This window comes from Rubripirellula lacrimiformis (assembly GCF_007741535.1).
In the GTDB taxonomy this organism is placed as follows: Bacteria; Planctomycetota; Planctomycetia; order Pirellulales; family Pirellulaceae; genus Rubripirellula; species Rubripirellula lacrimiformis.
This window is the reverse complement of the sequence record NZ_CP036525.1, coordinates 5,843,649-5,866,787: the sequence shown is the minus strand read 5'-3', so window position 1 is coordinate 5,866,787 and position 23,139 is coordinate 5,843,649. Positions and strand designations below refer to the sequence as shown.

At 58.0% G+C, this 23,139-nt stretch carries 12 protein-coding genes; all 12 read left to right on the top strand.

Annotated features, from left to right (window positions below):
* Nucleotides 1-247: 247 nt before the first annotated feature.
* Nucleotides 248-814 carry a DJ-1/PfpI family protein gene (locus K227x_RS20470; protein WP_145172447.1) on the top strand — a complete coding sequence of 189 codons (567 nt, stop codon included), beginning with the start codon at nt 248-250 and terminating at the stop codon, nt 812-814.
* A gap of 291 nt (nt 815-1,105) precedes the next feature.
* A complete protein-coding gene (locus tag K227x_RS20465; RefSeq protein WP_145172445.1) occupies nt 1,106-2,869 on the top strand; it encodes a GspE/PulE family protein in 1,764 nt (587 codons plus the stop codon).
* A 495-nt stretch (nt 2,870-3,364) separates the two neighbouring features.
* Nucleotides 3,365-4,477, top strand: coding sequence for a type IV pilus twitching motility protein PilT (locus tag K227x_RS20460; protein WP_145172443.1), 1,113 nt, complete (start codon nt 3,365-3,367; stop codon nt 4,475-4,477).
* 117 nt (nt 4,478-4,594) lie between these two features.
* A complete protein-coding gene (locus tag K227x_RS20455) occupies nt 4,595-6,313 on the top strand; it encodes a GspE/PulE family protein (RefSeq protein ID WP_145172441.1) in 1,719 nt (572 codons plus the stop codon).
* 140 nt (nt 6,314-6,453) lie between these two features.
* Nucleotides 6,454-7,896 carry a type II secretion system F family protein gene (locus K227x_RS20450; protein WP_145172439.1) on the top strand — a complete coding sequence of 481 codons (1,443 nt, stop codon included), beginning with the start codon at nt 6,454-6,456 and terminating at the stop codon, nt 7,894-7,896.
* Nucleotides 7,897-8,018: 122 nt separating this feature from the next.
* Nucleotides 8,019-9,269: a type II secretion system protein gene (locus tag K227x_RS20445; RefSeq protein ID WP_145172437.1), complete on the top strand. Its 1,251-nt coding sequence runs from the start codon at nt 8,019-8,021 to the stop codon at nt 9,267-9,269.
* On the top strand, nt 9,269-10,555 hold the full coding sequence (locus tag K227x_RS20440) for a type II secretion system protein (RefSeq protein WP_145172435.1): 1,287 nt from the start codon (nt 9,269-9,271) through the stop codon (nt 10,553-10,555). The genes K227x_RS20445 and K227x_RS20440 overlap by 1 nt, the downstream gene beginning before the upstream one ends.
* On the top strand, nt 10,555-11,859 hold the full coding sequence (locus K227x_RS20435) for a pilus assembly FimT family protein (protein ID WP_246145996.1): 1,305 nt from the start codon (nt 10,555-10,557) through the stop codon (nt 11,857-11,859). Before K227x_RS20440 ends, K227x_RS20435 begins: the two co-directional genes overlap by 1 nt.
* 96 nt (nt 11,860-11,955) lie before the next feature.
* Entirely contained in the window at nt 11,956-13,458 is a 1,503-nt protein-coding gene (locus K227x_RS20430) for a type IV pilus modification PilV family protein (RefSeq protein WP_145172434.1), read from the top strand.
* A 173-nt stretch (nt 13,459-13,631) separates the two neighbouring features.
* Nucleotides 13,632-19,943 carry a hypothetical protein gene (locus K227x_RS20425; RefSeq protein ID WP_145172432.1) on the top strand — a complete coding sequence of 2,104 codons (6,312 nt, stop codon included), beginning with the start codon at nt 13,632-13,634 and terminating at the stop codon, nt 19,941-19,943.
* A 79-nt stretch (nt 19,944-20,022) separates the two neighbouring features.
* Nucleotides 20,023-22,443 (top strand): PilW family protein, encoded by a 2,421-nt coding sequence (locus tag K227x_RS20420; protein ID WP_145172430.1) that lies wholly within the window; start codon nt 20,023-20,025, stop codon nt 22,441-22,443.
* Entirely contained in the window at nt 22,440-22,955 is a 516-nt protein-coding gene (locus K227x_RS20415) for a hypothetical protein (protein WP_145172428.1), read from the top strand. The genes K227x_RS20420 and K227x_RS20415 overlap by 4 nt, the downstream gene beginning before the upstream one ends.
* Nucleotides 22,956-23,139 lie beyond the last annotated feature (184 nt).

Sequence of the window (23,139 nt, the reverse complement as noted above, 5' to 3'; positions counted from 1 at the left end):
AATTCCCAATGTGCGGGTCGCAGTGCCCCGTTGGGTGGTGGCGGTTTGCCGTGGTCGATTGAGCCGTGGTCGATTGAATTGAACTGGGGTCGACTGAGCTGGGTGCCACCGGGAATCGGTGCCACCGGTTATCTTGATTGCCGGCCCGATGCGCTGGCCGATCTGTCGAACCTGCCGATAGGCCGGGTTGGCGACGGTCAGCTAGCGTCCCAATCCCCCCGGAACCGTTCATACCCCAGGAAAATCGATGTCCAAGCGTTTGCTGATGATCGTCGGCGACTTTGTCGAAGACTACGAAGCCATGGTCCCCTATCAAATCCTGTTGTGCGCCGGGCACAGCGTGGACACTGTTTGTCCGGACAAGACCGCGGGCGACTCGGTGGCCACGGCGATCCACGACTTCGAAGGCCATCAAACGTACTCCGAGAAGCCCGGTCACCGATTTGCGGTCACCGCCGATTTTGCCACGATCGATCCCGAAACGTACGACGCGTTGGTGATCCCCGGCGGGCGAGCTCCCGAATACCTGCGTCTGAACGAACGTGTGCTGCAGATCGTTCGTCATTTCGCCGACGCCAAGAAGCCGATTGCTGCGATCTGTCACGGGCCTCAGATCTTGGCGGCTGCCGGAGTGTTGGCGGATCGCCACTGCAGTTGTTATCCCGCGGTTGCTCCGGAAATCACCGCTGGCGGCGGCACCTACGTCACACCCGCTGCCACGATGGATTCGGCGCACGTCGACGGAAATCTGGTCACTGCCCCCGCCTGGCCCGCCCATCCGGCCTGGATGCGAGAATTCATGAAGCTGCTCTAAGCCGCCGCCATCGTCCGAATCGCAACACCCTGTTCGGATTCACGGATGATCGTCGTGGACTTCACCAGAAGTCCCCTTCCCCCCCCTCCATCCGACGAAATCCCTCCGAATCCCACGTCGGCCTGTCCCAGCCGTACCGGCGGTGCCGATCAGGGATCTTCCGCACAACTTGGCATGCCACCTTTGCCGATCCCGATGGTATCCTAGACGAATGACGGCAATTTACGGCCCGAATGCTCCCGCGGCCCGAATCCTCTCTTCGTCCATCTCCATTCCATAGGACCCCACGCCATGAGCCAAGCGATGCAAGACTTCACCGACCTGCTACTAAAGGCCGGCGTGATCAGCCTTGATCAGTTGAGCGAAGCTGAGGGGGTCGCCAAAACGACCAACGCCGACGTCGGCGACGTTTTGATCCAGATGGAATACGCCACGCCAGAAGAAGTCGCCAAGGCGATGGCGAAGTTCCATAAAATCCCCTATGTGGACCTCCGCAGCGTCGCGATCGCCGACGAAGTGATCGAATTGGTCCCCGAATCGGTCGCTCGCGAAAACACCGTGATCCCGTTCAGCGAAGAAGACGGGGCCCTACGAATTCTGATCGCCGACCCCTTTGACTTGGAAACGATCGAAAAACTGCGGTTCATCCTGAATCGTAAGATCGAAACCGCCCTGGCACCCAAGGGAGCCATCCTGGGGGCGATCAACAAGTACTACGGGCAGGTCGAAGGTGAGTCCGCCGACTCGATGTTGCAAGAGTTCACCGATACGGCGATCGACTTCACCGAAACCGACTCCGACGGCGAAATGGGCGGGGGCAGCGAGGAAGTCGACGACAACTCGGCTCCCGTGATCCGACTGGTCAACCTGATGATCCAAGAGGCCGTCCAGTTGAGGGCCTCGGATATCCACGTCGAACCGTTCGAAGATCGTGTGCGAATCCGTTATCGAATTGACGGCGTTTGCGTCGAACGCGAAAACGCACCCCGGCGGATGCTGACGGCGATCATCGCCCGCATCAAGATCCTGGCCAAAATCGATATCTCGGAAAAACGACGCCCCACCGACGGTCGAATCAAGATCACCGTCGGCGACAAGCAGCTTGACCTTCGGGTGTCCATCATCCCCACCAATCACGGGTCCAGCTGCGTGATGCGGCTGTTGGATAAGGACAACATCAAAGTTGGCGTTCGCCAGTTGGGTTTGTCCGAACGCGACTTCCGAAACTTCAACTCGCTAATCCGCCGCCCCAACGGCATCATCCTGGTCACCGGCCCGACCGGGTCGGGAAAGACCACCACACTGTACGCGGCACTGAACGCGCTGAACCGTCCCGACCGCAAAGTGATCACCGCCGAAGACCCGGTCGAATACTACCTGCCGGGTATCAATCAGGTCGAAGTGAAGCACGGCATCGGGCTGGACTTCGCCCTGATCATTCGCGCCATGCTCCGCCAAGCTCCCAATATCATCCTGGTGGGGGAAATGCGGGATCACGAGACCGCATCGATGGGAATCCAGGCCTCACTTACTGGACACCTGGTATTCAGTACCCTGCACACGAACGATGCGCCCAGTTCTATATCACGGATGGTGGACATCGGTGTCCCCTCCTATATGGTGGCAAGTTCGGTCATCGCGGTGTTGGCCCAGCGGTTGGTGCGGACGATTTGCCCCCGCTGCAAGGTGCCGTTCAAACCGTCCGCTGCGGTGTTGGAGGAAACCGGGTTGCCGCCAGAGATGATCAAGCAGGCTCAGTTCGCTCGCGGCAAGGGATGTGCCTACTGTGGACGCACCGGATATCGGGGCCGGATCGGGATCTACGAGCTGATGCTGGTCAACGGCAAACTGCGTGAAATGATGTTCAAGGGAACCAGCACGAAAGAGATTCGGATCGAAGCCATAAAGAACGGTATGTCAACGCTTTACGCCGATGGAATGCTGAAGGCGACGCGTGGAATCACCACCTTTGACGAGGTCTATCGAGTGGCGAAAAAGACCGAGCAGGAGCACCTCGCGTTTGCTCACATCGTCGGCGACTTGGATTCGCTGTAATCCGCCGGGGATCGCACGTCGCAAAGGCCCCGCAGACACTGGTTTGCGGGCCGCGGGTGTGGTCGGTTTGATGTCATTTCAGGCGGCCTGATCACGGCTCGGGTGCCGTTTGCAGGGTTAGGTGGCGTTCCCCGCGGCAGAGTGGTCCGAAGGGCTTTCTGCGTGGTGCTGGATGGTCCGATCGTTTCACGTCCTTCGAGCCCTTTTCTGCTCCTTCCGGCCTTCCAACGGCAGTTTTTCTTTCCTCTGCCAGTTTCATAGCAATAATGGGATTGTCGAACGGAGGCCAAGAAGGCCATCCCGATTCGGCTCTTATCTCAATCCATTGCAATCAATCAAGTGGGTCTGCGGTCACGGTCGCAGATCATGTTCCGCCGATTTGGGTCGCCCTTTGTGGTGACCGCTTGGGCGGCGTCGCACCCGCAAGCGAAGTTGCGGGCCCACCCGTTATTCGTTCCCATCCACTCGCATCTTACGGTTACTGGCGAATTCACTATGGCAACTGTCCTGATCGACAAACTGTTGCAGGCTGCGATCAAGCAAGGCGTCAGCGACATTCACATTGTCGTTGGCCAGCCACCCGTGTTCCGTTTGCACGGTCGGATGCGGAAGCTAGAAACCAAGACATTGGAAGGCGAAGATGCCGTCAATTTGATGAAGTCGATCACGCCCGAACGGTGCCAGCGTGAACTTCAGGAAGCCGGTTCGACTGACTTTGGGTTCGCGTTCGGCGATCTGGCTCGATTCCGCGTGTCGGTGTTCAAGCAGCGTGGCTTCATTTCGATGGTGCTGCGGCAGATCCCCAACGACAAGCTGACGCCCGAACAGTTGGGGCTGCCCGAGTCTGTCATCAAAATGGTGCACCGCCCGCGGGGGTTGTTCTTGGTGACCGGGCCGACCGGTTCGGGGAAATCGACGACTTTGGCTTCGTTGATCAACCTGTTGAATGAGACGATTGACCACCACATCATCACGATCGAAGACCCGATCGAATTTTATCACGACCACAAAGAATCGACGATCAACCAGCGCGAAGTTGGCGTCGACGTGCCCAGTTTTAGCGAAGCGATTCGTCGGGCGTTGCGTCAGGACCCGGACGTGATCCTGGTCGGCGAGCTTCGTGACTTGGAAACCATCGAAGCGGCCATCAGTGCGGCGGAAACCGGTCACGTGGTGTTCGGCACTCTGCACACCAACAGTGCACAGGGCACGGTCAACCGGATCATCGATGCGTTCCCCGGGAACCTGCAGGACCAAATCCGGACTCAGTTGGCATCGACGCTGATCGGCGTGGTGGCCCAGACGCTGTTGCCCAAGATTGGTGGCGGACGTGTCGCGGCTTACGAAGTGTTGGTGGTGACGCCAGGGATTTCGAACCTGATTCGCGAAAACAAAACATTCCGGATCAATAGTGCTATGCAGACGGGTGCCAAGTTCGGCATGCAGTTGATGGACGACACGCTGTTTGACCTGTGGAAGAAAGAACTGTGCACGCTCGAAGACGTGTTGGGCAAAGCCCACCGTCCAGACGACTTGGCCAAACGGATCGTCAGTAGCCGTCGCGGCGAAGGCGAAGAACCGATTCCGATTCAAGAAGACGAACGATAGTCCGGCGGCCCGTGCCGCGACCGAGCCACTGATGTCGCTCGATCCGGTGGCGCGGTTCCCGCTGTGCTGTGACCTGAAACCTACATTCCGAACCCCCTCTAACCCCCCTCTTCTTTCATGGCTGCACGACGCATCGGACAGATTCTGGTCGACCTCGGGTTCATGACCGACGAACAGCTGACGATCATCCTAGAGGAACAGGAACAACAGCCCGGCACGCTGTTGGGCAAGATCGCCGAAGACATGCAGTTGATCACGGATGAACAGCTGATTCAGGCGTTGGCCGAGCAGATGGGCATGCAGACGGTCGCGCTGGAAGAGGCGAAGTTTGATGATGGTGTGCTAGAGAAGATTACCGAGACGATGGCGCAGTTGTACCGCATCGTTCCGCTGGCCTTTGACGAGGGGCGAAACACGCTGACCGTCGCCACCTGTGATCCACAGAACCTGACGATCCAAGACGAACTGCGAACGTTCTTGGGTTACGAAATCGAAATGGTGGTCGCCACCGAACGCGACGTCCTGCAGACGATCACGCGGTACTACGACAGTGAATCGGAGAGCGTTGAAAAGCTGGTTCAGTCTTTGTCCGAGGACGAAGAACTGAGGTCGATGATTTCGGCGCTGGAAAGCGAGAAGTTCAACATCACCGACGCCGAGGCGTTGGCCGATTCGGCGCCGGTTCGAAAGCTGTTGAACATGGTGTTGTTGTTGGCGATCAAGGATCACGCGTCGGACATTCACTTTGAACCGTTCGAAGATGAATTTCGGATTCGGATCAAGGCCGAAGGCGTGCTTTACGAAATGGTTCCGCCGCCGCGTCACTTGGCGTTTGCGATCACCACTCGGATCAAGGTGATGGCCGACCTGGACATCGCTGAACGCCGCATGCCCCAGGACGGTCGGATCGAATTGATGGTGGGTGGCCACCCGGTCGACCTTCGCGTTTCGGTGTTGCCGACGATCTTCGGCGAATCGGTCGTCATGCGAGTGTTGGACCGATCGGTGGTCAACCTGTCGCTTGAAAACGTGGGCATGGACGAAGACATGATGTCACGGTTTCGCGCCGCGATCGATCGTCCCAACGGCATTGTGCTGGTCACCGGGCCGACGGGATCGGGCAAGACGACCACGCTGTATTCATCGCTGTCCGAATTGAACAGCATCGAGGACAAGCTGATCACCACCGAAGACCCCGTCGAATATGACATCGACGGCATCATCCAAATTCCGATCGACTCGGATGTTGGCGTCACGTTCGCGTCCTGTTTGCGAGCGATTTTGCGTCAGGATCCGGACACGATTCTGGTGGGCGAAATTCGTGACTTAGAGACTGCCGAGATCGCCATCCAAGCGGCTCTGACCGGCCACTTGGTGTTCAGCACGTTGCACACCAACAGTGCTGCGGCGACCGTGACTCGGTTGAAAGACATGGGCATCCAGCCCTTCATGATCTGTGCGACAGTCGAAGCCATCTTGGCTCAGCGGTTGGTGCGCCGGATCTGCACCAAGTGCCGCGAAGAAGCGAAGGTCAGCTCGGCTCAGATGTTTGACCTGGGCATCGACAAGGACACGATCAAGAACAAAAAGTTCTTCAAGGGCACCGGTTGTGACGCCTGCAACAACACGGGCTACAAGGGCCGGATCGCTCTGTTTGAACTGATGATTTTGAACGACGTGATTCGGGAAATGGTTCTCAACAACGCATCGACCGATGATTTGCGAGTCGAGGCAGAGAAGGCCGGCATGGTCTCGCTGCGTGACTTTGGCATGGCGGTTGCCGCCGACGGAATCACCACCCTCGACGAAGTCGTCCGCGAAACCGTGGAAGACTAAGAAACAACCACCGTCGTGGGATTCGCCAGAATTCCCGAACCCGATTCTTGACGCTTCGGGGATTCTGGCGAATCCCACTGCAAACACTGGTTTTCGATTTACCAGACACTTCATACCTAACGCTTACCCCGATTCTTCCTATGCCTGTTTATCAATTCGAAGCGATGGACGCGACCGGACAAGAGATCCGGGATGAGATCGATGCCGCCAACGAGGAAGAGGCGCAAACCACCATTCGTCAGATGGGGTACTTCGTTACGAAGATCTCCGTCAAGAAACAGGCGGCGGCGGCCAAGGGTGGTGGCAAAGCGGGGAAGAAACGCAGCTTTGCAATCGGCGGTGCCAAGACCAAACACATCTGTGCGTTCACGCGTCAGCTATCCATTCTGCAAGACGCCGGTCTGCCGATTCTGCGATCGCTGAAGATCCTGGAAAACAACAACAAGCCGGGCAAGCTGAAAAATGCGTTGATGGATACCTGCGAGGAGATCGAAGGCGGTTCGACGCTGTCCGAAGCGATGTCGAAATCGCCCAAGGTGTTCAGCCGGTTGTACGTCAACATGATCAAGGCCGGTGAGGCCGGTGGTGCGTTGGAAACGATTTTGCAACGTTTGGCTGACTTCTTGGAGCGGGCCGAATCGTTGAAGCGAAAGGTCAAAGGGGCACTGATCTATCCTGTCATCGTCGTCATGGTGGCGGCGTCGATCTTGACGTTCATCATGCTGTTCATCGTGCCGACATTCGAAACGATGTTCGAAGAGTTCGGCTTGTCGCTACCGGCGCCTACCTTGCTGCTGATCGCGATGAGTAACTACATCGCGGGCTATTGGTTCCTGTTGATCGCGATGCCGGTGTGCTTGCTGATCCTGGTCAAATTGATGCGCAAGTTCCGGCACGGGCGGATGGGATTCGACATGTTCATCATCAAGGTGCCGATCTTTGGCAGTTTGATTGAAAAGAACATTTTGGCACGAACGACCCGGACCTTGGGAACCTTGGTCGCCTCGGGTGTGCCGATTTTGGAAGCCATCAACATCACCAAAGAAACGTCCGGCAACGGGATGTTCGAACGATTGTTTTCGAAGACCAACGAAGCGATTCGCGAAGGCGAAGTGATCAGCAAGCCGCTGCGTGAACACAGCGTGATGGGGCTGCACCCGATGTCGCTGGTTTTCTGGGCACTGTTCGGATCCTTTCCCGGCATGCTGTTGTTGTCCGTCGCCTTGACGGCCAAAGGAACCAAGTTGGATGACGGCACGATGGTGCAAACGTTGACGATGTTGGGCGTCCAAGCGACCCTTGGCGGTGCCATCCTGTCGGCCCTGTTCGGGGCCACGAAGGCCAAGTCGCGAGTCGTCGATGACCTGGTGGTCAACATGGTCGACGTGGGCGAAGAAACTGGCGAACTGGACACGATGTTGTACAAGGTCGCCGACACCTATGACGAAGAAGTTCGCGTGATGACGGACGGGCTGACGGCTTTGATGGAACCGCTGATGATCGTGTTCCTAGGCGTCGCGGTCGGATTCATCGTGATCAGTTTGTTCATGCCTCTGGTCGAATTGATCTCTGGTTTGACCTAGGAAAAAAGAAAACGGTCAGGTGCCAGGTTCGGGAGATCCGAAATGCTCTCTCTTGCCTGGCCCCGTATCCAACACCCCACTCACTAGCACTCAACTACTTGTCTCCAACACCCATCCCAGCCATGAACATTCATCTGACCCGAAAGCGTGCCGCCTTCACGCTGGTCGAAATCCTGACGGTGATCATCATCATCGGCATTTTGGCCGGTATCGCGATCCCGGCCGTGACTGGCGCCTTGCGAACGGCAAGAGAGGCTGCGATCCGGTTGAACATCGACGTCGTCGGTCAGGGCCTAGAAGCTTACAAGTTGAAGTATGGTTCCTATCCACCTGATTTCAGTGATTGGAACAAAGTGGAACGCCACTTCCGCAAAGCGTTCCCCAACATCGATGACAGCGAACTGATGTTGTTGGCTCAGTACACGCACCTGGACAGCAGCTACCAACGAGTGCCATTGACGTCCGGAAATGTTGATCCGCGAGCGGCCGCCGGGTACCAGTACTATCGTCAGTGCATGGACCCAGCCGAAGCCTTGGTGTTCTGTTTGGGCGGTTACAGCAGCAACGTTCGTCGTCCATTCACCGGCGAAGGCGGCCCCTTGTCGCCGATCAGTTCGCCGGACCCAGGGGTTACCGCTGACTACGGTCTGTATCAGTACAACTCGGCTCGCGAAAACGGGTTCATGGATGTGTCCGAAGGCCTTTCGATCGCTGTGATCAATTCGGGCACTGGATCGCCCAATCCGGCGAACGCTGGCAGTGCTTATACGTTTTCCAATGACGAGTACGCGGCGACTATCCCAACTGCCGACCTGCAATCAGGGTTCACCACCCGTGCACCGGCTGGGAATCCCTTCGCTGCGATTCACTACTTGGCCGATCCCTTCCCTGTCTACTCGTCGAACTCGGACTCCGGTCCGCTGGTTTACTTTGCATCGGACAATTACACCGACACCTTCGCACCAGCGACCGTTACCGGTGGCTGGATGGGCGGGACGGGCGCGGGCGATTTTCATTCGCTGAACATCTATCTGCACCCGGGCAACGACATCTCGTTGGGCGTGGCTCGTCCTTATCTGACCGACCAATTGGACACCAATTCGGGCGGCTTCCTATGGGCCGAGCCAGGCAAGTATCAATTGATTTCAGCCGGTCTGGATGGCAGCTATGGCGGCACGGTCGCGGCGGGAACGGGAACAGCCGCCGGCGTGGTGACTCGATACGCCAGCGGTTCCTTTGCTAACTCAGCAGGTTCCAACCCAACCGGTGGCGATAAGTACGAAGATCCTGAATCGGTCTACGGTGCCGAAAAGCCACAGCTGGACAATATCACGAACTTCTCGACCCGTACCCTGGAATCGGATCTCCCGTGATGCTTTACGCAACCACACGACCCAGTGCACCCCAGCGACGCGATGGTTTCACCCTGGTCGAGCTGCTCGTGTCGATTGTGATCCTTGGGATCATCAGCGGCATGGTGGCTCAGGCTCTGGTCGGCGCCAGTCGTCAAGCCAAAGAAGTCCGTGGCCAAAACTTCATCAACCAGCTGAACCTAACGATGCTGCGGTTGTACGAAGAAGAAGCCAGTCGACGCATTGGGATTCCCGGTTCAGCCTATTCGGCCGAAGCGGCCAATATGACTCAACTGATTTGGAAACGTGATTGGTTGCGTGCAGCGCTACCGATGAACAAGGCGGATATCGATGCCGGGGCGAGTCAAGAACTCGCGGCATCTCCGCTGTACCGCAGCGGTGCACCGGTCGTCCAGCGGACACCGTTTTTGATTAAAGATGGAACCCTTTATCGGGAAGTGACGGAATATGGGATTGCGGCAACGCGACGTCTAAGTAAGTCGAGCCAGTACCGTCAGCGTTTGGTTCGAACGTACGCGGCGATCAACGGAACCACAGATTGGGCAACAGCCTATGGATTGTGGACAACCGAGCATGAAAGTGCCGAATGTCTGTATCTGATCTTCGCCAGCAATACGATCGACGGAAAACCTTTGCTCGAACAATTGAGGTCTCGCGACATCGCCGACACCGATGGTGATGGCATGCCCGAGATCGTCGACCCGTGGGGACAACCGGTGCTATGGCTGCGAACCCCCGTGGGATACTTCCTAAAGAATCAGTGGTCGGCGGATGATTCCATCGCCCGCAATCAACCAACCGTGGGTGAACTGAAAGAAATCGTCGCTCGTCTGGGATCCGATCCGCTGGACATTCTGCGCACGGACCCACGCAACGCGTTGGTCGAAGATGGTGCGGATGCCGACCTTGTCGATCCGACCACGGCAAGTGCAGGGATTGAAATCGACAAGTACACGTTCTTTGTCCGTCCGATGATTATCTCGGCCGGCAACGACAACGAGTTTGATTTGGTTGCCACGATGACCGCGACAGGTCGCGACACGACGGCAGACGACCATGTTGGGTCATTGCCGCTTGTGACCCGATTTGCGGCGCCGACGTCCGCCAGTTTTGGCACGCCCGTTTATTTTCCTGATCCGTTTTACAGCCAACCGATCGTCGGTCCGGGAGGCGCATCGGTGGATGCGATTCGTCCGCTGAATCAACGCTTGGGCGCCGTCGTCGATGTCAACGGCAATGGCGTGGATGAATCGGCCGACAACTTATACCCCAGCCTAGGACTGTAATGATGACCATCAGTGCCATCGATACGACCCGACACGGCGACCGCAGGTCAGCGTTAACGCTGATCGAGTTGATGGTGGCGTTGGCCGTGATTTCGATTTTGGCTGGGATCGCGTTGCCGACGGTCAAAGCGACGCTGGAAGGCCAGAAACTGAACCGCGCGGCGCAATTGCTGCAGTCGGCGATCGAAGAAGGTCGCGCCCGTGCAATCGCCGGTGGCGGGGGTGGTGGCATCATCATCGACCGCGTCGGCGGCATGAATATCTCGGACCGCTGTGAATCCACGCAGATCCGATTCGCTACGGTATCGGATCCTTACACCGGAGACGCGCCGAATTCGGCTGTGCTGATCGGAGTCAACAATGGCGGGACCCTTGCTGATTACACCGACGATACGATTTCGATCTGGTTTGGCCCTTCGGCGATTCAAGCGAAGCGATCGTTGAATGATTTCCAGACCAACCCGAAAGCGCAGTCGCTGATCAACATCGGCGATTACGTGCAGTTGGACGACGGTGGGTTGCAGGTTCGCATTGTGGACATGGGGGCCGGTTCGGTCGCCACACGAAACAGTGCCGGCATGACCGCGGCCCACATCGCCGACGCTGCGACGACCAACTGGGTTTGGATGGAAGTCGAGCGGCAAGAACCTCAATTGAATCTGACCCGGTTCGTCGGTCAAAACAAATCGTTCTCGATCACTCGAAGCCCGCGTCCCGCGATCGCCATGCCCGTCGAATTGCCTCGCGGTACCAGCATCGATCTGACCGGTTCGGGCATCGGACGGTTCGGAAACCAGTTTTCGCCGATGGCGATCGATGGCAATTACATCGATACCGCGTCCGCTCCGTTCTTATCGACGGCCAGTCCGACAAATTATCAATCCATCTACGTACTGTTTGGCCGTCGTGGCGAAGTCAGCCGAGTGCTAGGCGGTGGCTATGTCAGCGGGGTTCTGCAACTGGTCGAAATTCCTGTCACCGGTGACCTGTTCTTTTTGGTCGGCGAGCGAGGGCAGGTGAAAACCGATCCGGGCGAACAGTTGGAAGATCAAGATTCCAATCCGTTGGGCGACGGTGCCAAAGATGGAACAACTCCCATCCTAAGCCAGGACAGTCTGTGGGTTGCGATCAAGGCGCGAACCGGCGATGTGATCGCATCGCCCTGGATCGACCCGACCGATGCATCCACCAGTTTGCTGCCACCACCGATCACGCCGCTGACCAATGCGAGTCGCCAGACGCGGATCCAAGAGGTCTTGGGCCGAGTCCGATCGGCGGCGGTTGCTAGCCGCGACGCGGGCTAACGCCGCGCTTTTTCGAACTATTCAAGTGTGTGACGCGAACGATTCTCGTGTCCCCGTCCATCGGCATTCGGATGCCGCGATGAAACCGATAGGTCAATGATGAAATCCTTCATGCTTTCGAAACCGCTGAACCATCACCGGGACGCGCTGCACCATCGCAGCGGCGTGACGCTGATGGAATGCATCTTCGCGATCGGCGTGATCTTGACGGGGTTGGTCGGGTTGGCGGCATTGATTCCGGTGGCTTCGCAGAACGCTCGGGACACGATGGAAATCGACCGTAGCATCAGCGAGTCAACCTCCGCCGCCGCGGTCGGTTTGGTGCGATCGTTTCATGAACTCGATTCGTTGGTGATCTTCGACAAACCGGTCCAAGGATCGCCCGCTTATTCGGCCGGTGCGTACAGCTTTGCACCATCCAATGCGATGCAAACGATCGATGCGAAAATCAATGAGGCGCCGTATCTGAAGCTCGATTCACCAGGATACGTTCATTCATTGCCGGGCGAGGGGTTGCAGTCGGGCATCTGTATTGACCCCTTCGGCATGCCCAGCATCGCCCTGATGGATTCAGCCAATTCCTACGTCGATGATCCTACCAATGTGCAACCGTTCTATGCCGTCAACGCGAACGATTCGGCTTACGACTACAGCCGCTTTCCTTATTACAACGAACGCTATGACGTTCTGAATCCACCCAACGAACAAGTTGGGACACCGGGCACACCCGTCGGACCGCCGGCGACGAAGCCCTGGCCGATGGGGCCGCGGATGTGGCGTGCGACGCTGAAGTCGCCGCTGTACCCGTCGCATCCAGCGCCAGTCGGAATGCGCACTCACGAGATCATGTCGCCGGTCGCCATCAAGGGCATTTTCCAAGGCACCAGCGGTGTGTCATCGGTCACTGGCAGCGAAGACGGCGACCCGCGATCGGTGTTGGTCAATCAAACCTTGGTCGGCGGTTCGTCGATTGATGCCGGCCGCGACGGGGCGAGCGACTACACCTGGTTTGCGACGTTGACCCCATCGTTCCAAGGCAGCAGCACGTACCGGCAATCGGTCGTGGTGGTACGCAAGCGTCTGCCATCGGTTCCTCGCCGGATCGACGACCCGTTCGCGCTGCAGCGAAACAATTACTCCGTTGATGATGCCTACGGCAATCCAGACCCCGACGATAACCCATCCGATGAACGCGTCACCTGGATCAACCCTAGCGAAACGATTGGGTTCGTGGGTGGATCCGGCGGTGAGGTCACGGTCTATGGATCGCAAGCGGTCAGCGACAAAATCATGACGGGCACGTGGGTGTTGTTGTCTCGGCAACCGCACTCACTGGGGCCCGTCCGTGCCACGGGCGCCGCGGTGCACCGATGGTACAAGGTGCTAAGTGTGGGCGATGTGGTAACCACATCCGGTTACTCGTGGCCCGGTGGAACCAACAATGTATGGTCCCGGCGTCTTGCCTTGGCCGGTCCGGACTGGGCTTTCCAGGACGAGGACACTGCCGGCGGCGTGAATACGACACCCATCGACGATACTTTTTGCACGATCGTCGAAGGAGCCGTTTCGGTGATTGAGTCGGAGGTGACCTTGGAATGATGAATTCACGATCACTTCGCACGCGCCGGCAGCCAAGCATGGCCGCCCCTCCTCTCTTCTCTTCTTTCGACGTCTCGCAATCTACTGCGGGGGAAAATCAAATGACACAAGCCACAAGAACCCAGCTGCGTCGCAAACGATCGCATCGGCCGTCGTGCAGGCGGTCGGGCCAGATGCCACTGTCGGGCCAACTGCCGCGGGCGGGGGTTCCCGAAAATCGCAGTGGGATCGTTCTGTTGGTGGTCTTAGGCATGCTGACATTGTTCAGCGTGCTGGGGGTTTCCTACTTGGTTTTCACGTCGCGGCAACGTTCGGCAGCGGTCAACATCAGCCGCAGCGAAACCGAAGGGTTTGACGAGGATCGTCTGCTGGACGACGCGCTGAAGCAAATTTTGGTGGGATCCAAAGGTCCCGAATCATCGTTGTGGGGACACGACGTCCTGGGCGATTTGTATGGGATGCGAGACGCCATTCGTGGCGACATGACCGCGCAGGCCGATTTTGTCGTTGCCAGCACGATGGTCGCTCCCAACGTATTGCTGAATGACTTTGTACGCATCCCAACAGAGTTGTTTCGGGCGGCGACCTACGCCAATCCTCGGATCGACAATTCGTCCAGTCTGGAACGTTTCTATCCGACCAAACCAACCGCGACGGTGACGTTTGCGACCGATGAAGAACTCTCGGGACGCATCCTGACCTTCACCGATGGTCCGCTTGCCGGGTTGTCGATGAAGATCCTGCGTTACTTTGGCAATCACCTGGGGCCCGTGACCCCCAACGGACGGCAGATCCTTAGCGGCCAGACCGTGTTGGACATGCGTCCGCATTTGAACCGATCGATCACCGTCGATTCGGTGGCCGAAACGCACACCTTGGGTGAATGGATTCGGCGTTCGCAGTTGCCGACCAGTGATGCGGATCACCGTTACCTGTCGCTGCTGTTTTACAACCGTGCACCAGAGGCAGGAACGGGCGCGGTTCCGCTTTCGCCGTTCTACGTCAACGGACGAGTTCTTAATGGAACGGGGCTGGGATTTGACGCGGCCCGCGGCACCGGGCTTACCGTTTCAACGCCAGAGATGAACATCAACGAAACGGTCAATGTCGCGCTCAATCCGAACCAGGCGAACCCGTCGGTGACCAGCGTGAAATCAGGTTACGACTACGATACGCCTGCGACCCATACCAACACGATGGTCGCCGGTGCGGACGTGCCGGTTGCTTTGCAAGGCAACTTCGCACTCTACCGCCGCGAAAAGGCGAACCCCAACGGCAGCGGCGACGCGCCCGGGAATGTCGTTGCGGGTTACCTACAGGATCTGCCCGCCGGGGACAGCGACGAAGCCTATGACGCTCCCGACGAACAAAACTACTGGCTTAGCTATTTCCCCACCGATACACGACTCGGTGCCGCTTCGCCATCGTTCGTTCGACCCGGCACGCTGCACTGGTTGGTCAACCAATCAGGCACCGCGCTGAACAGTTTGCCAAACGCCGATAAGTTGCGTCAGGTTTTGCGAGCGGTTCAACGTTCGACGATGCGGCCGTTGCGAATTCAGAACGACGCCAGCGGCACACCCCCGTCGATTGCCGCTCGTGCCGATGGTGTGTTGAAGTTGGATTTCAGCGAGTTCACCGGCAGCAATCCATCGCGGTTGAGTGACCCGATTAACTTTGCTGAGACCAACCCGAACGTCTTGGCTGCGGAAATTCGCTTGATGGTTCGTGCGCTTGCAGGTGCCGATACCAATGGCGACGGGTTCCCCGACTGGGACGTCGACAACAATGGCGACGGCATTCCCGACAGCGTTTGGACCGATGCCGGACTTTCGTTGATCGAAGCCCCCGATGGGACCTTGATCAAACCGATGGTCAGTTACTTGGTCGAAGACATGGGCGGCCGAGTGAATGTGAACTTGGCGGGCAACTTGATCCAAGGCCGTGGTCCAGCGGTGCTGCAGAAGTCGGCGATCGGCCCGCTGTATCGCTTGGCGACGCCAACGGGCGTCAATGTCACTCACACCGATTTGGCGGCGGGCTTCGGATACGGACCTGCTGAAATCAATATCCGTCCGCTGTTCATCGGTTCGGCCGCTAGCGGCAACGGAGCCTTGAATCTGCTTCGTCATCGTCTGAACAGCGTGACCTATTCCTCGGTTGAATATGTCGCCTCGGGGCACTTGATTGATCCGTTGACGAACAACGGCAATGATTTGCCTGGCATGCTTCGACAACCAGGATTGCCGAACCTGCACACCCCCGGCAATGCCCAAGGGATGCCGGTCGACAAGTTCGGCCGATCATCGATCGCCCTTGGCGTCGGCGGCGACCTGATGGTCGCAGGCGCATCGGCGGCGGTCACCAACGCAGGGGCGTCTGCAGGGGACGCAGCAGATGATCCCTACGAAATGGTGATGACGCCGGGGATCACCCCCGATACGCCGTTCACTCTTTCAGATCTCGAAGGCGTGCTGCGTTTCAACGATTTTGATCGTGACGCTTTGGACAGTGCTCTGGTCAATCTGGCCGAAAACACATTCACCGGAACGTTCGAAAAGAACAACTTTGCGAACTCGGTCACGACGATTAGCAACAGCGCCGCGGTGAACGCTGGCACGTTGCCACAAGAATGGCGTGATGCGACCGGCGGCATTCCACAAGTCGCCGGTGGGAACGAACAGTTGATCACGACTGTGAGTGCTGTTCCGCCCGGTGCAAGCCGAAACGCGTTGCTGATGCAGATTTTGCCTCAGGACATTTTGGCCGGTGGCAAGATGGATTTGAATCGACCCTTCGGCAACGGAATCGACAACGATGGCGACGGTGTGATCGACGATCCCGAAGAACTGCGATCGACGGTCGAGATTTTCTACCGTGACTACACCAGCGTGGCGACCAACACTTTCTATACGACCCCGTACAGCGATGTGACGCCGGGGATCCCTGGACCGTATTCGGCAACGCCGCCGCCCGGGCATCCGTTCCCCGAGCCTTCGCCACAAGCGTTGTTCGCACGTCACTTGTACGTGATGGCGATGGCACTGACCCAGGATTCGTCTGGTGGTACACCGGCGATGTTCGACTTTACCCAGGGGGCGCCACCAGCGATTGATCCGTCCAACCGCACCGTTCATGAATCGACACCCGGATCGGGAACGTTCGTGGCCAACACGGCCGAGGACGAATATCGGGCTTGGCGTCTGGCCCAATGGGCGATCAACGTCGCCGATTTCCGCGACGGCGATGCGATCATGTCGCGATTCGATTACGACGTCTATCCGTTTGATGGTTGGAACATTTCACCGGTACCACCGCCAGGCACCGGAGCCACGTCGCGAACCATTTGGGGCATGGAGTTCCCCGAGTTGGCACTCGAAGAATCGTTTGCTTTCCACGACCGTCGGTCGCGTGACACCGCCTTGGATGCTGCGATGGAAGAACGATTCAGTGGTGGTTCGGTGCTGGACGCGGACCTGGACCAATGGCGAATCCCTCAAGGTTCGTTGTTTCTGGAAATTCGCAACACACGGTCTCCGTTTGCCTACGAAGTGGACAATTCAACCGGTGAATTGGTGGCCCCCGATAATCGTACGATTAGCGATACCAACGCGACCGCAATGGCCATGGGGCGGCCTCCGGAACTGTACAACAACGTTCAAATCGGATCGCGAACGGGCACCAACCCCGACACGGGAACCCCGCGAACGATCAATTCGCTTGAACCGATGTTGGATCTAGCCAAGATCGCGCCGGACCGAAACCCGATTTGGCGTATCGCAGTCACCCCGGCGCACGAAGGTGGTGACCCAACCTTGTCGGGCGACGAGATGCTGCAACCGGTGGACGCCGAAGGACGCTTGCCGTTCACGTCACCGGGCAACCGCATTGCTGCGACACTTCAACCCAATCGTCCAGACTTCTTCGGCCCTTCGATTCCATTGACCGATCAGGTCGACCGAGTGGTTTGGTTCACGAACGAAAACCCGGACAACGGATTTCAACGTGATGGCAGCACGACGGGCACGACGATCCGCGGCCAAGCCTACGGGGACTTCAGTGCCGATGACGGGTTTGTCGACTTCGCACCAGCGGACAGTCAGAACATCGAGAAGATTTTCTACAACCGTTTTGCGACCGCCGACTATCCGTTTCAGATCACCGATCCACTGAACCGGACCGAGGTGCACATTCGCAGCGGACAGTACGCGGTCATTGGCCCGCGTAGCGTGACGGCCGTCGGTGCCCTGAATCAACACAGTGGTTCGGGGATCACTCACGACGGAACCACCGACGAACCGCTTGTTCCATACACCGAATATGAATCGCCACAGCGTTTCTTGCTGTTGCCCAATTCGTTTTCGCACAGTCTGTTCTCTGGATTGCGAGCGACACCGACTCCGGCGGCGGGTGCCGCAGGTGCAACGATCCGTAACCCCGTTGGGATCATCGCCGCGGCCAACGTGCCGACCGGGTTCACGGGGGCTCCTGTGGTTGGAACGACTCAGGGGATCGGTTTGAATGTTTCCGAGCCGCTGCCCTATCCGGTGCCGGTGGGAACTAATCGCTACTACCCCACGCCAACGCGGCGGTTGAAGGCCGATTTCCCGTTCGATTCGTATTACGACTACGACGCGTCGACAGGCAATTTTCCGGACCAACCGTTCGACGGACGCGCCTATGCCGAACTGGCCAAGGTGTTTGGCGGTACGGCGTTGGCGACGGGAACACGCGAGCGGTTCAAGACGGCTTACTTGCAACGTTTGGCCGATCCAACCGAACCGCACGACGAGTTTCTGAACCCCTACATCAGCATCGATTACATCACGATCGATTTGACCGTGTTCAATGGTTCGGAACAGAACACCCAATCCGGTCCAGCGATGGAATGGGTTGACGATAACGACCCGGACCCATTCGGCAACGGACTCGAAGAAGCGTTTGCGACGCGTTACAAGACGGGCAAAACGATCTTCAAGGGTGCCGCCGACGCGGTCACCGAAAGCTTGTCGCACAGTGTCAACACGTACGCGCCGCCCATCACGGCCAAGACAACGGTCTTGGGTGGTCACATTCCGTACTTTGATTACACGCTGAACCTTCAGAACAACGTCAACCCGGACGCGCCGGGCGGAGATCGTGACGCCAATCCGAACCGTTCGGTCCACTCGTCCACGCTGGGGTATGCCAACGCATCCTACGGTCCACGATGGCGAACCACCGGATCGACGGACCAGTTGTATGCAGGGACGCCGTACAGCAACTGGTTGTCGACGGTTAGCTGGTTGAACCGTCCGTATGTTTCGCCCGCTGAATTGATGTGGGTTCCAACCACGTCGAATGCTGGATTCGTAGCCGGCTTTGGCACGTCGACGTTGGATACTGATTTCACCGCCGGTGACGTTTACGTCGGCGATGGAACGCCCATCGGTGCGGGCGAACGTCAGCAACACAATCGCATGTTCCCGCACCTGTGGAACCCGCTTAGCACGAACGTCGCGGACTTCACAACATCGCCGAACATCTATCGAATCTTGGATTTTGTCGATGTGCAGGCACCGTTTGACTTCGAGAACGATTTCTTGTCGACCAATACAGACATTCTGCAATTCGCAACGGCTGCATCGGGACCGGCCCCTAACCAACACTTTGCATCGACGTTTGGCAATTCGATCAATTACCAAGTCTTCGGGACCAACGTGACGGGCAATCCGGATACTTGGGGGGTGGGAACGACCAACGCGTCGTTCTGGTTGAACCGTTTCACGATCGAAGCGTTTCGAGCACCGCTGAATATTCGTCAGCCGCAGTTCCGTCAAGGCAAGATCAACCTCAACACGATCAAGAGCCCCAGCGTGTATCGAGCGTTGATGGAAGGAATTTCGAATTCGGCTGACGCGGCCGAAGGAGCCTTCTTTGACGCGTTTGTCGATAGTCGACGTGGGTACGCATTGCCGGGCACCGCGGCGCAGGAAGCGATTCGCCAATATGGTGTGCCGGCGAGCGTCAATCACTTTGATCCAACCAGACCGACGCAGTTCACCGGCGCGTTTCGTCCTTCGAATTCGTCGGATTTGGCGCCGCTGGCAACGGACCGAGTGCGGCCTTTGGATCGGACGACGATGCGTCCCGGGGGAACCACCGGCACCTTCACCGGCCAACCGCTGTTTTCACGGCCATCTGGTGGTGCGACGATCAACGATGCATTCAATGACCGCAGTGTTGCGCATCAACAGTTGCCGATCACGCGGCTGAACAACTTGGCTGCCGACCAATCCAACGCGTTCGCGGTTTGGATCACGGTGGGATTGTTCAAGGTGGACAGTTCGACATTGTCGGTCGGTGACGAATTGGGCAGCGACCTTGGCGAAAGCCGTCGACTGCGATCGTTCCATATCATCGACCGTAGCGTGCCGGTAATGTACGAACCGGGCGAATGGCATAACGCGATGGAAACGGTCCTGATGTCGCGAAAGCTGAATTGATCTTTCGCAAACGATATGCAGGGCTGACGCAATCGAAATGCGAAGCCGTCTCATGAAACTATCTCATCAAAAAACTGTCATGATTGATTTACCAACTTCCACCGACCGCTTTCGGGGCTTCCGACGCGCCGCTTCGCTGGCGTTCTCGCTGGTCGAATTGCTGATCGCGATGACCATCACGATGCTGCTGATGGCGGCACTGGCGAAGTCGTTTGGCGTCATCGGAAAGTCGATCAAGGAAGGACGCAGCCAGGTTTCGCTTAGCAGCAAGCTGCGAGGTGCCAGTTTCCGACTTCGCACGGATCTGGGGGCGCGAACCGCCATCGCCAATCCGCCGCTGAAGACCGAAGCCGGTCTGGGGTACTTCATGTACTACGAAGGACCGATGACCGAACATACGATGGGACTGTTTGGTGCCGAGGCCACTCGGACTCGCTCCGATGGAACCGTGATCTTCCAAAGTGACACGACCGACACCGATGGGGATTCGGTCACCGACTTCTACGATCCGGATATCGAAAAGGGCGCGACGTACCGCAAACACGCGCGGATCGGCGACTTTGACGACTACCTTGCGTTCACGGCCGAAGCGAGCGGGGACCAGTGGTTCACCGGAAAGGTACCCGCCTACTTGGTCGACGACGCGGCTACCGACGAAATGGAACCGCGAGTGATCCGGTCGAAGTTTGCCGAAATCATCATCTGGGCGTCGCCCGTTTGGGATGTGGATCCGGCAACGAATTTGATCAACATTGCTGCCCATCCATCCGGGATGCCGCTGTACAAGGACAGCAACAACGATTTGGTTCCCGACCGCATTGTTTTGCATCAGCGAACGTTGCTGATCCGTCCCGACCTGAACCGGGTTCGGACCATCCCCGGAAGCAAGCCATTTGATACCGCGGTCCTTCGCCCTCAAGACGACAATGTATCGCCATCGTTCGTTCCGCCGGCGCTTCGCCAGGTGTATCCGATCGGCGTTGTGAATGCTCCCGAATCGCCCCTGTACCCCAACTATGCCGTTCCCACCAGCGCCACCAACAACGCGCAGATGCTGAACAGCAATTGGTTGGTCGGGATGACGCCGCTGCACCATTTCTATGATCTGTCTTTGCGACGTGTGATTCATCCCGAAACGGGCGAACCGACCGGTTACGTCGCCGCCAACTCGATGACCGACTTGGTCCAGCCTCATAACCGATTTGCGCACGTGCGATACCCAGGTCGATACTTTGGACGTGGCGACTTTACCAGCGGCGATCTAGCAACTTCGATGCCGCTATTGGCATTGGGCTGGAACGATGTGTTGTTGAATTGGCAAGGGACCGCCGATCCGCGATCCATTCCCGCCTCTGCGACCGCCCCCAGTTGGTTTCCGCTGGGCCAGACCAGCGCCCGCACTCGCAACACCGCCGGGACGCCCACGACGGGGGATGATTCGCTTAGCGGACTGTTCAACGGATGGCTGCTGCCGCACTTTGCCTTGGGCGATGCCAATCAACCTGGAACCAGCCAGGGGGACCATTGGGAACGTGGGTACCTGCCCGCGGGCGCTGCGTTCGAAGACCCTCGCTGGGATCGAACGGGTGAAGACGTCTTCGTCAGCAACGTGCTGTCCTACGACATCCGTGTCTTTGACGAGAGCGCTCCTGTGTTCATTACCGGCGGCCCCGACGGAGATCCGGGAAAGTCCGGCGTTGACGATGACGGAACCGGCACTGCCGACGAAACAGTGACTGTCGGGGGTTCCGCACGATCGGAATTGGGGGCAGCCGGCAGCGATGATTTGCTTGTCGAAGTTTCTGACATGGCGATCTACGACGTGATCGGCCAAGAAATTTTGCATCCACAGGTGGCCGGCACCTTTGGTTACGACTTTGTCAGTTTGGGAAGCCGCGGGGCTTTCGTCGATCTTGGCTTTCCGTTCCTGGCGGGAACACCGCTGGGACAACGGATGGCTCAGTCCGTGGAAACGGGCGAAGTGGCAACGCCGCGGCCTAGCACCACGGTCGCCCCGGTCCCTCGCATCCAAACGAACTTCAATCTGTTCATGCAATCCGATTTTTCGCTGCTTCCGATGGTGCAACCGACCGCGACGGATGGGCTAAGCCCCATGAAACGCAGTGGGAAATTGGTCCACTTTGACGCGTTCGGAAATATCTGTTTCTTTCAGCCAACCTACGACACCTGGACCGACGGTTATGAATCGGATGGATTCGATCAAAGCCAAACACCGGCAGGGCAATTGTCCGGTGCAAACCTGGTCGGCACGACCTGGGTGCTAAGCGATCCAGGTACGAGTGCCACAGCGCCCGTTCCTCGGTTGCCAACCGGTGTTAAGAATGTGTTGCAGGTGGATACGGGCCGTTTTGTGCCTAGTGAACCCGAGACATCGGCACCGTTCCCGCGTCGACTGCAAGCGATTAGCGTGACGATGCGAGTGTTGGATCCGTCCAGCGAAGAAATCGCACAGTTCACCGTTGTTGAATCGCTGGAATGATGAACCGACCGGCTGATCATCCGAACGATACTTCGGCGGCGGTAGTCAAAGCGGCCGCCGTGTTGCTGCTGGGCCTGCTGGCACTGGGGCGTTGGGTGGCGTTGCCAGTGGCGATCGCCCCGCAGGGGAATGAACAGTTGGTGCGGACGCAGCGTTTCGATGCCAGTGCTTACGTCGGAGTCGATGCGGGCGCCGATGGATTGCCCGGCATCGCAGAGGTGGACGATGGAGCGAACGGAATCGTGGATGATCGCGTCGAATTGGGAGCGACCGGCAGCGATGATCGACTACGCGTCATCACGTCTGATCAATACCTGCTTGACCCCGATGTCCTGCCACTGGTGCTGCAGCGTGGTGCCTGGGTCGATGTCGATTCGACCTCCACAACCGACCCCAAATCCACACGGCAATTCTTCCGGCGTGCAGCCGATGCCGATGACGGCACAACCGAAGTTTGGGAATCGATGAAGCATCCGCGGATCCAGCCGCCAGCCCCTGTGTTGGCGGACTAGCACGTGGCGATGCCCGCACGGCTAAATGAAGTGTGGGTGAGGCTGATGTGTTTCGCTTCGGTTAGCCGCGTGCCTGGGGGGCCGTGCGTTGGCTGGTAAACGCGTGGGGCGTTGCCCGCACGGTTAAACGACATGCGGGGGTGGGGCTGATGTGTATCGCTTCGGTTGGCCGCGTGCCTGGCGC

Bases quoted from the DNA above. Each gene is read 5' to 3' on its own strand.
- K227x_RS20470 (WP_145172447.1), top strand. From the start codon at position 248: ATGTCCAAGCGTTTGCTGATGATCGTCGGCGACTTTGTCGAAGACTAC.
- K227x_RS20465 (WP_145172445.1), top strand. From the start codon at position 1,106: ATGAGCCAAGCGATGCAAGACTTCACCGACCTGCTACTAAAGGCCGGC.
- K227x_RS20460 (WP_145172443.1), top strand. From the start codon at position 3,365: ATGGCAACTGTCCTGATCGACAAACTGTTGCAGGCTGCGATCAAGCAA.
- K227x_RS20455 (WP_145172441.1), top strand. From the start codon at position 4,595: ATGGCTGCACGACGCATCGGACAGATTCTGGTCGACCTCGGGTTCATG.
- K227x_RS20450 (WP_145172439.1), top strand. From the start codon at position 6,454: ATGCCTGTTTATCAATTCGAAGCGATGGACGCGACCGGACAAGAGATC.
- K227x_RS20445 (WP_145172437.1), top strand. From the start codon at position 8,019: ATGAACATTCATCTGACCCGAAAGCGTGCCGCCTTCACGCTGGTCGAA.
- K227x_RS20440 (WP_145172435.1), top strand. From the start codon at position 9,269: ATGCTTTACGCAACCACACGACCCAGTGCACCCCAGCGACGCGATGGT.
- K227x_RS20435 (WP_246145996.1), top strand. From the start codon at position 10,555: ATGATGACCATCAGTGCCATCGATACGACCCGACACGGCGACCGCAGG.
- K227x_RS20430 (WP_145172434.1), top strand. From the start codon at position 11,956: ATGATGAAATCCTTCATGCTTTCGAAACCGCTGAACCATCACCGGGAC.
- K227x_RS20425 (WP_145172432.1), top strand. From the start codon at position 13,632: ATGCCACTGTCGGGCCAACTGCCGCGGGCGGGGGTTCCCGAAAATCGC.
- K227x_RS20420 (WP_145172430.1), top strand. From the start codon at position 20,023: ATGATTGATTTACCAACTTCCACCGACCGCTTTCGGGGCTTCCGACGC.
- K227x_RS20415 (WP_145172428.1), top strand. From the start codon at position 22,440: ATGATGAACCGACCGGCTGATCATCCGAACGATACTTCGGCGGCGGTA.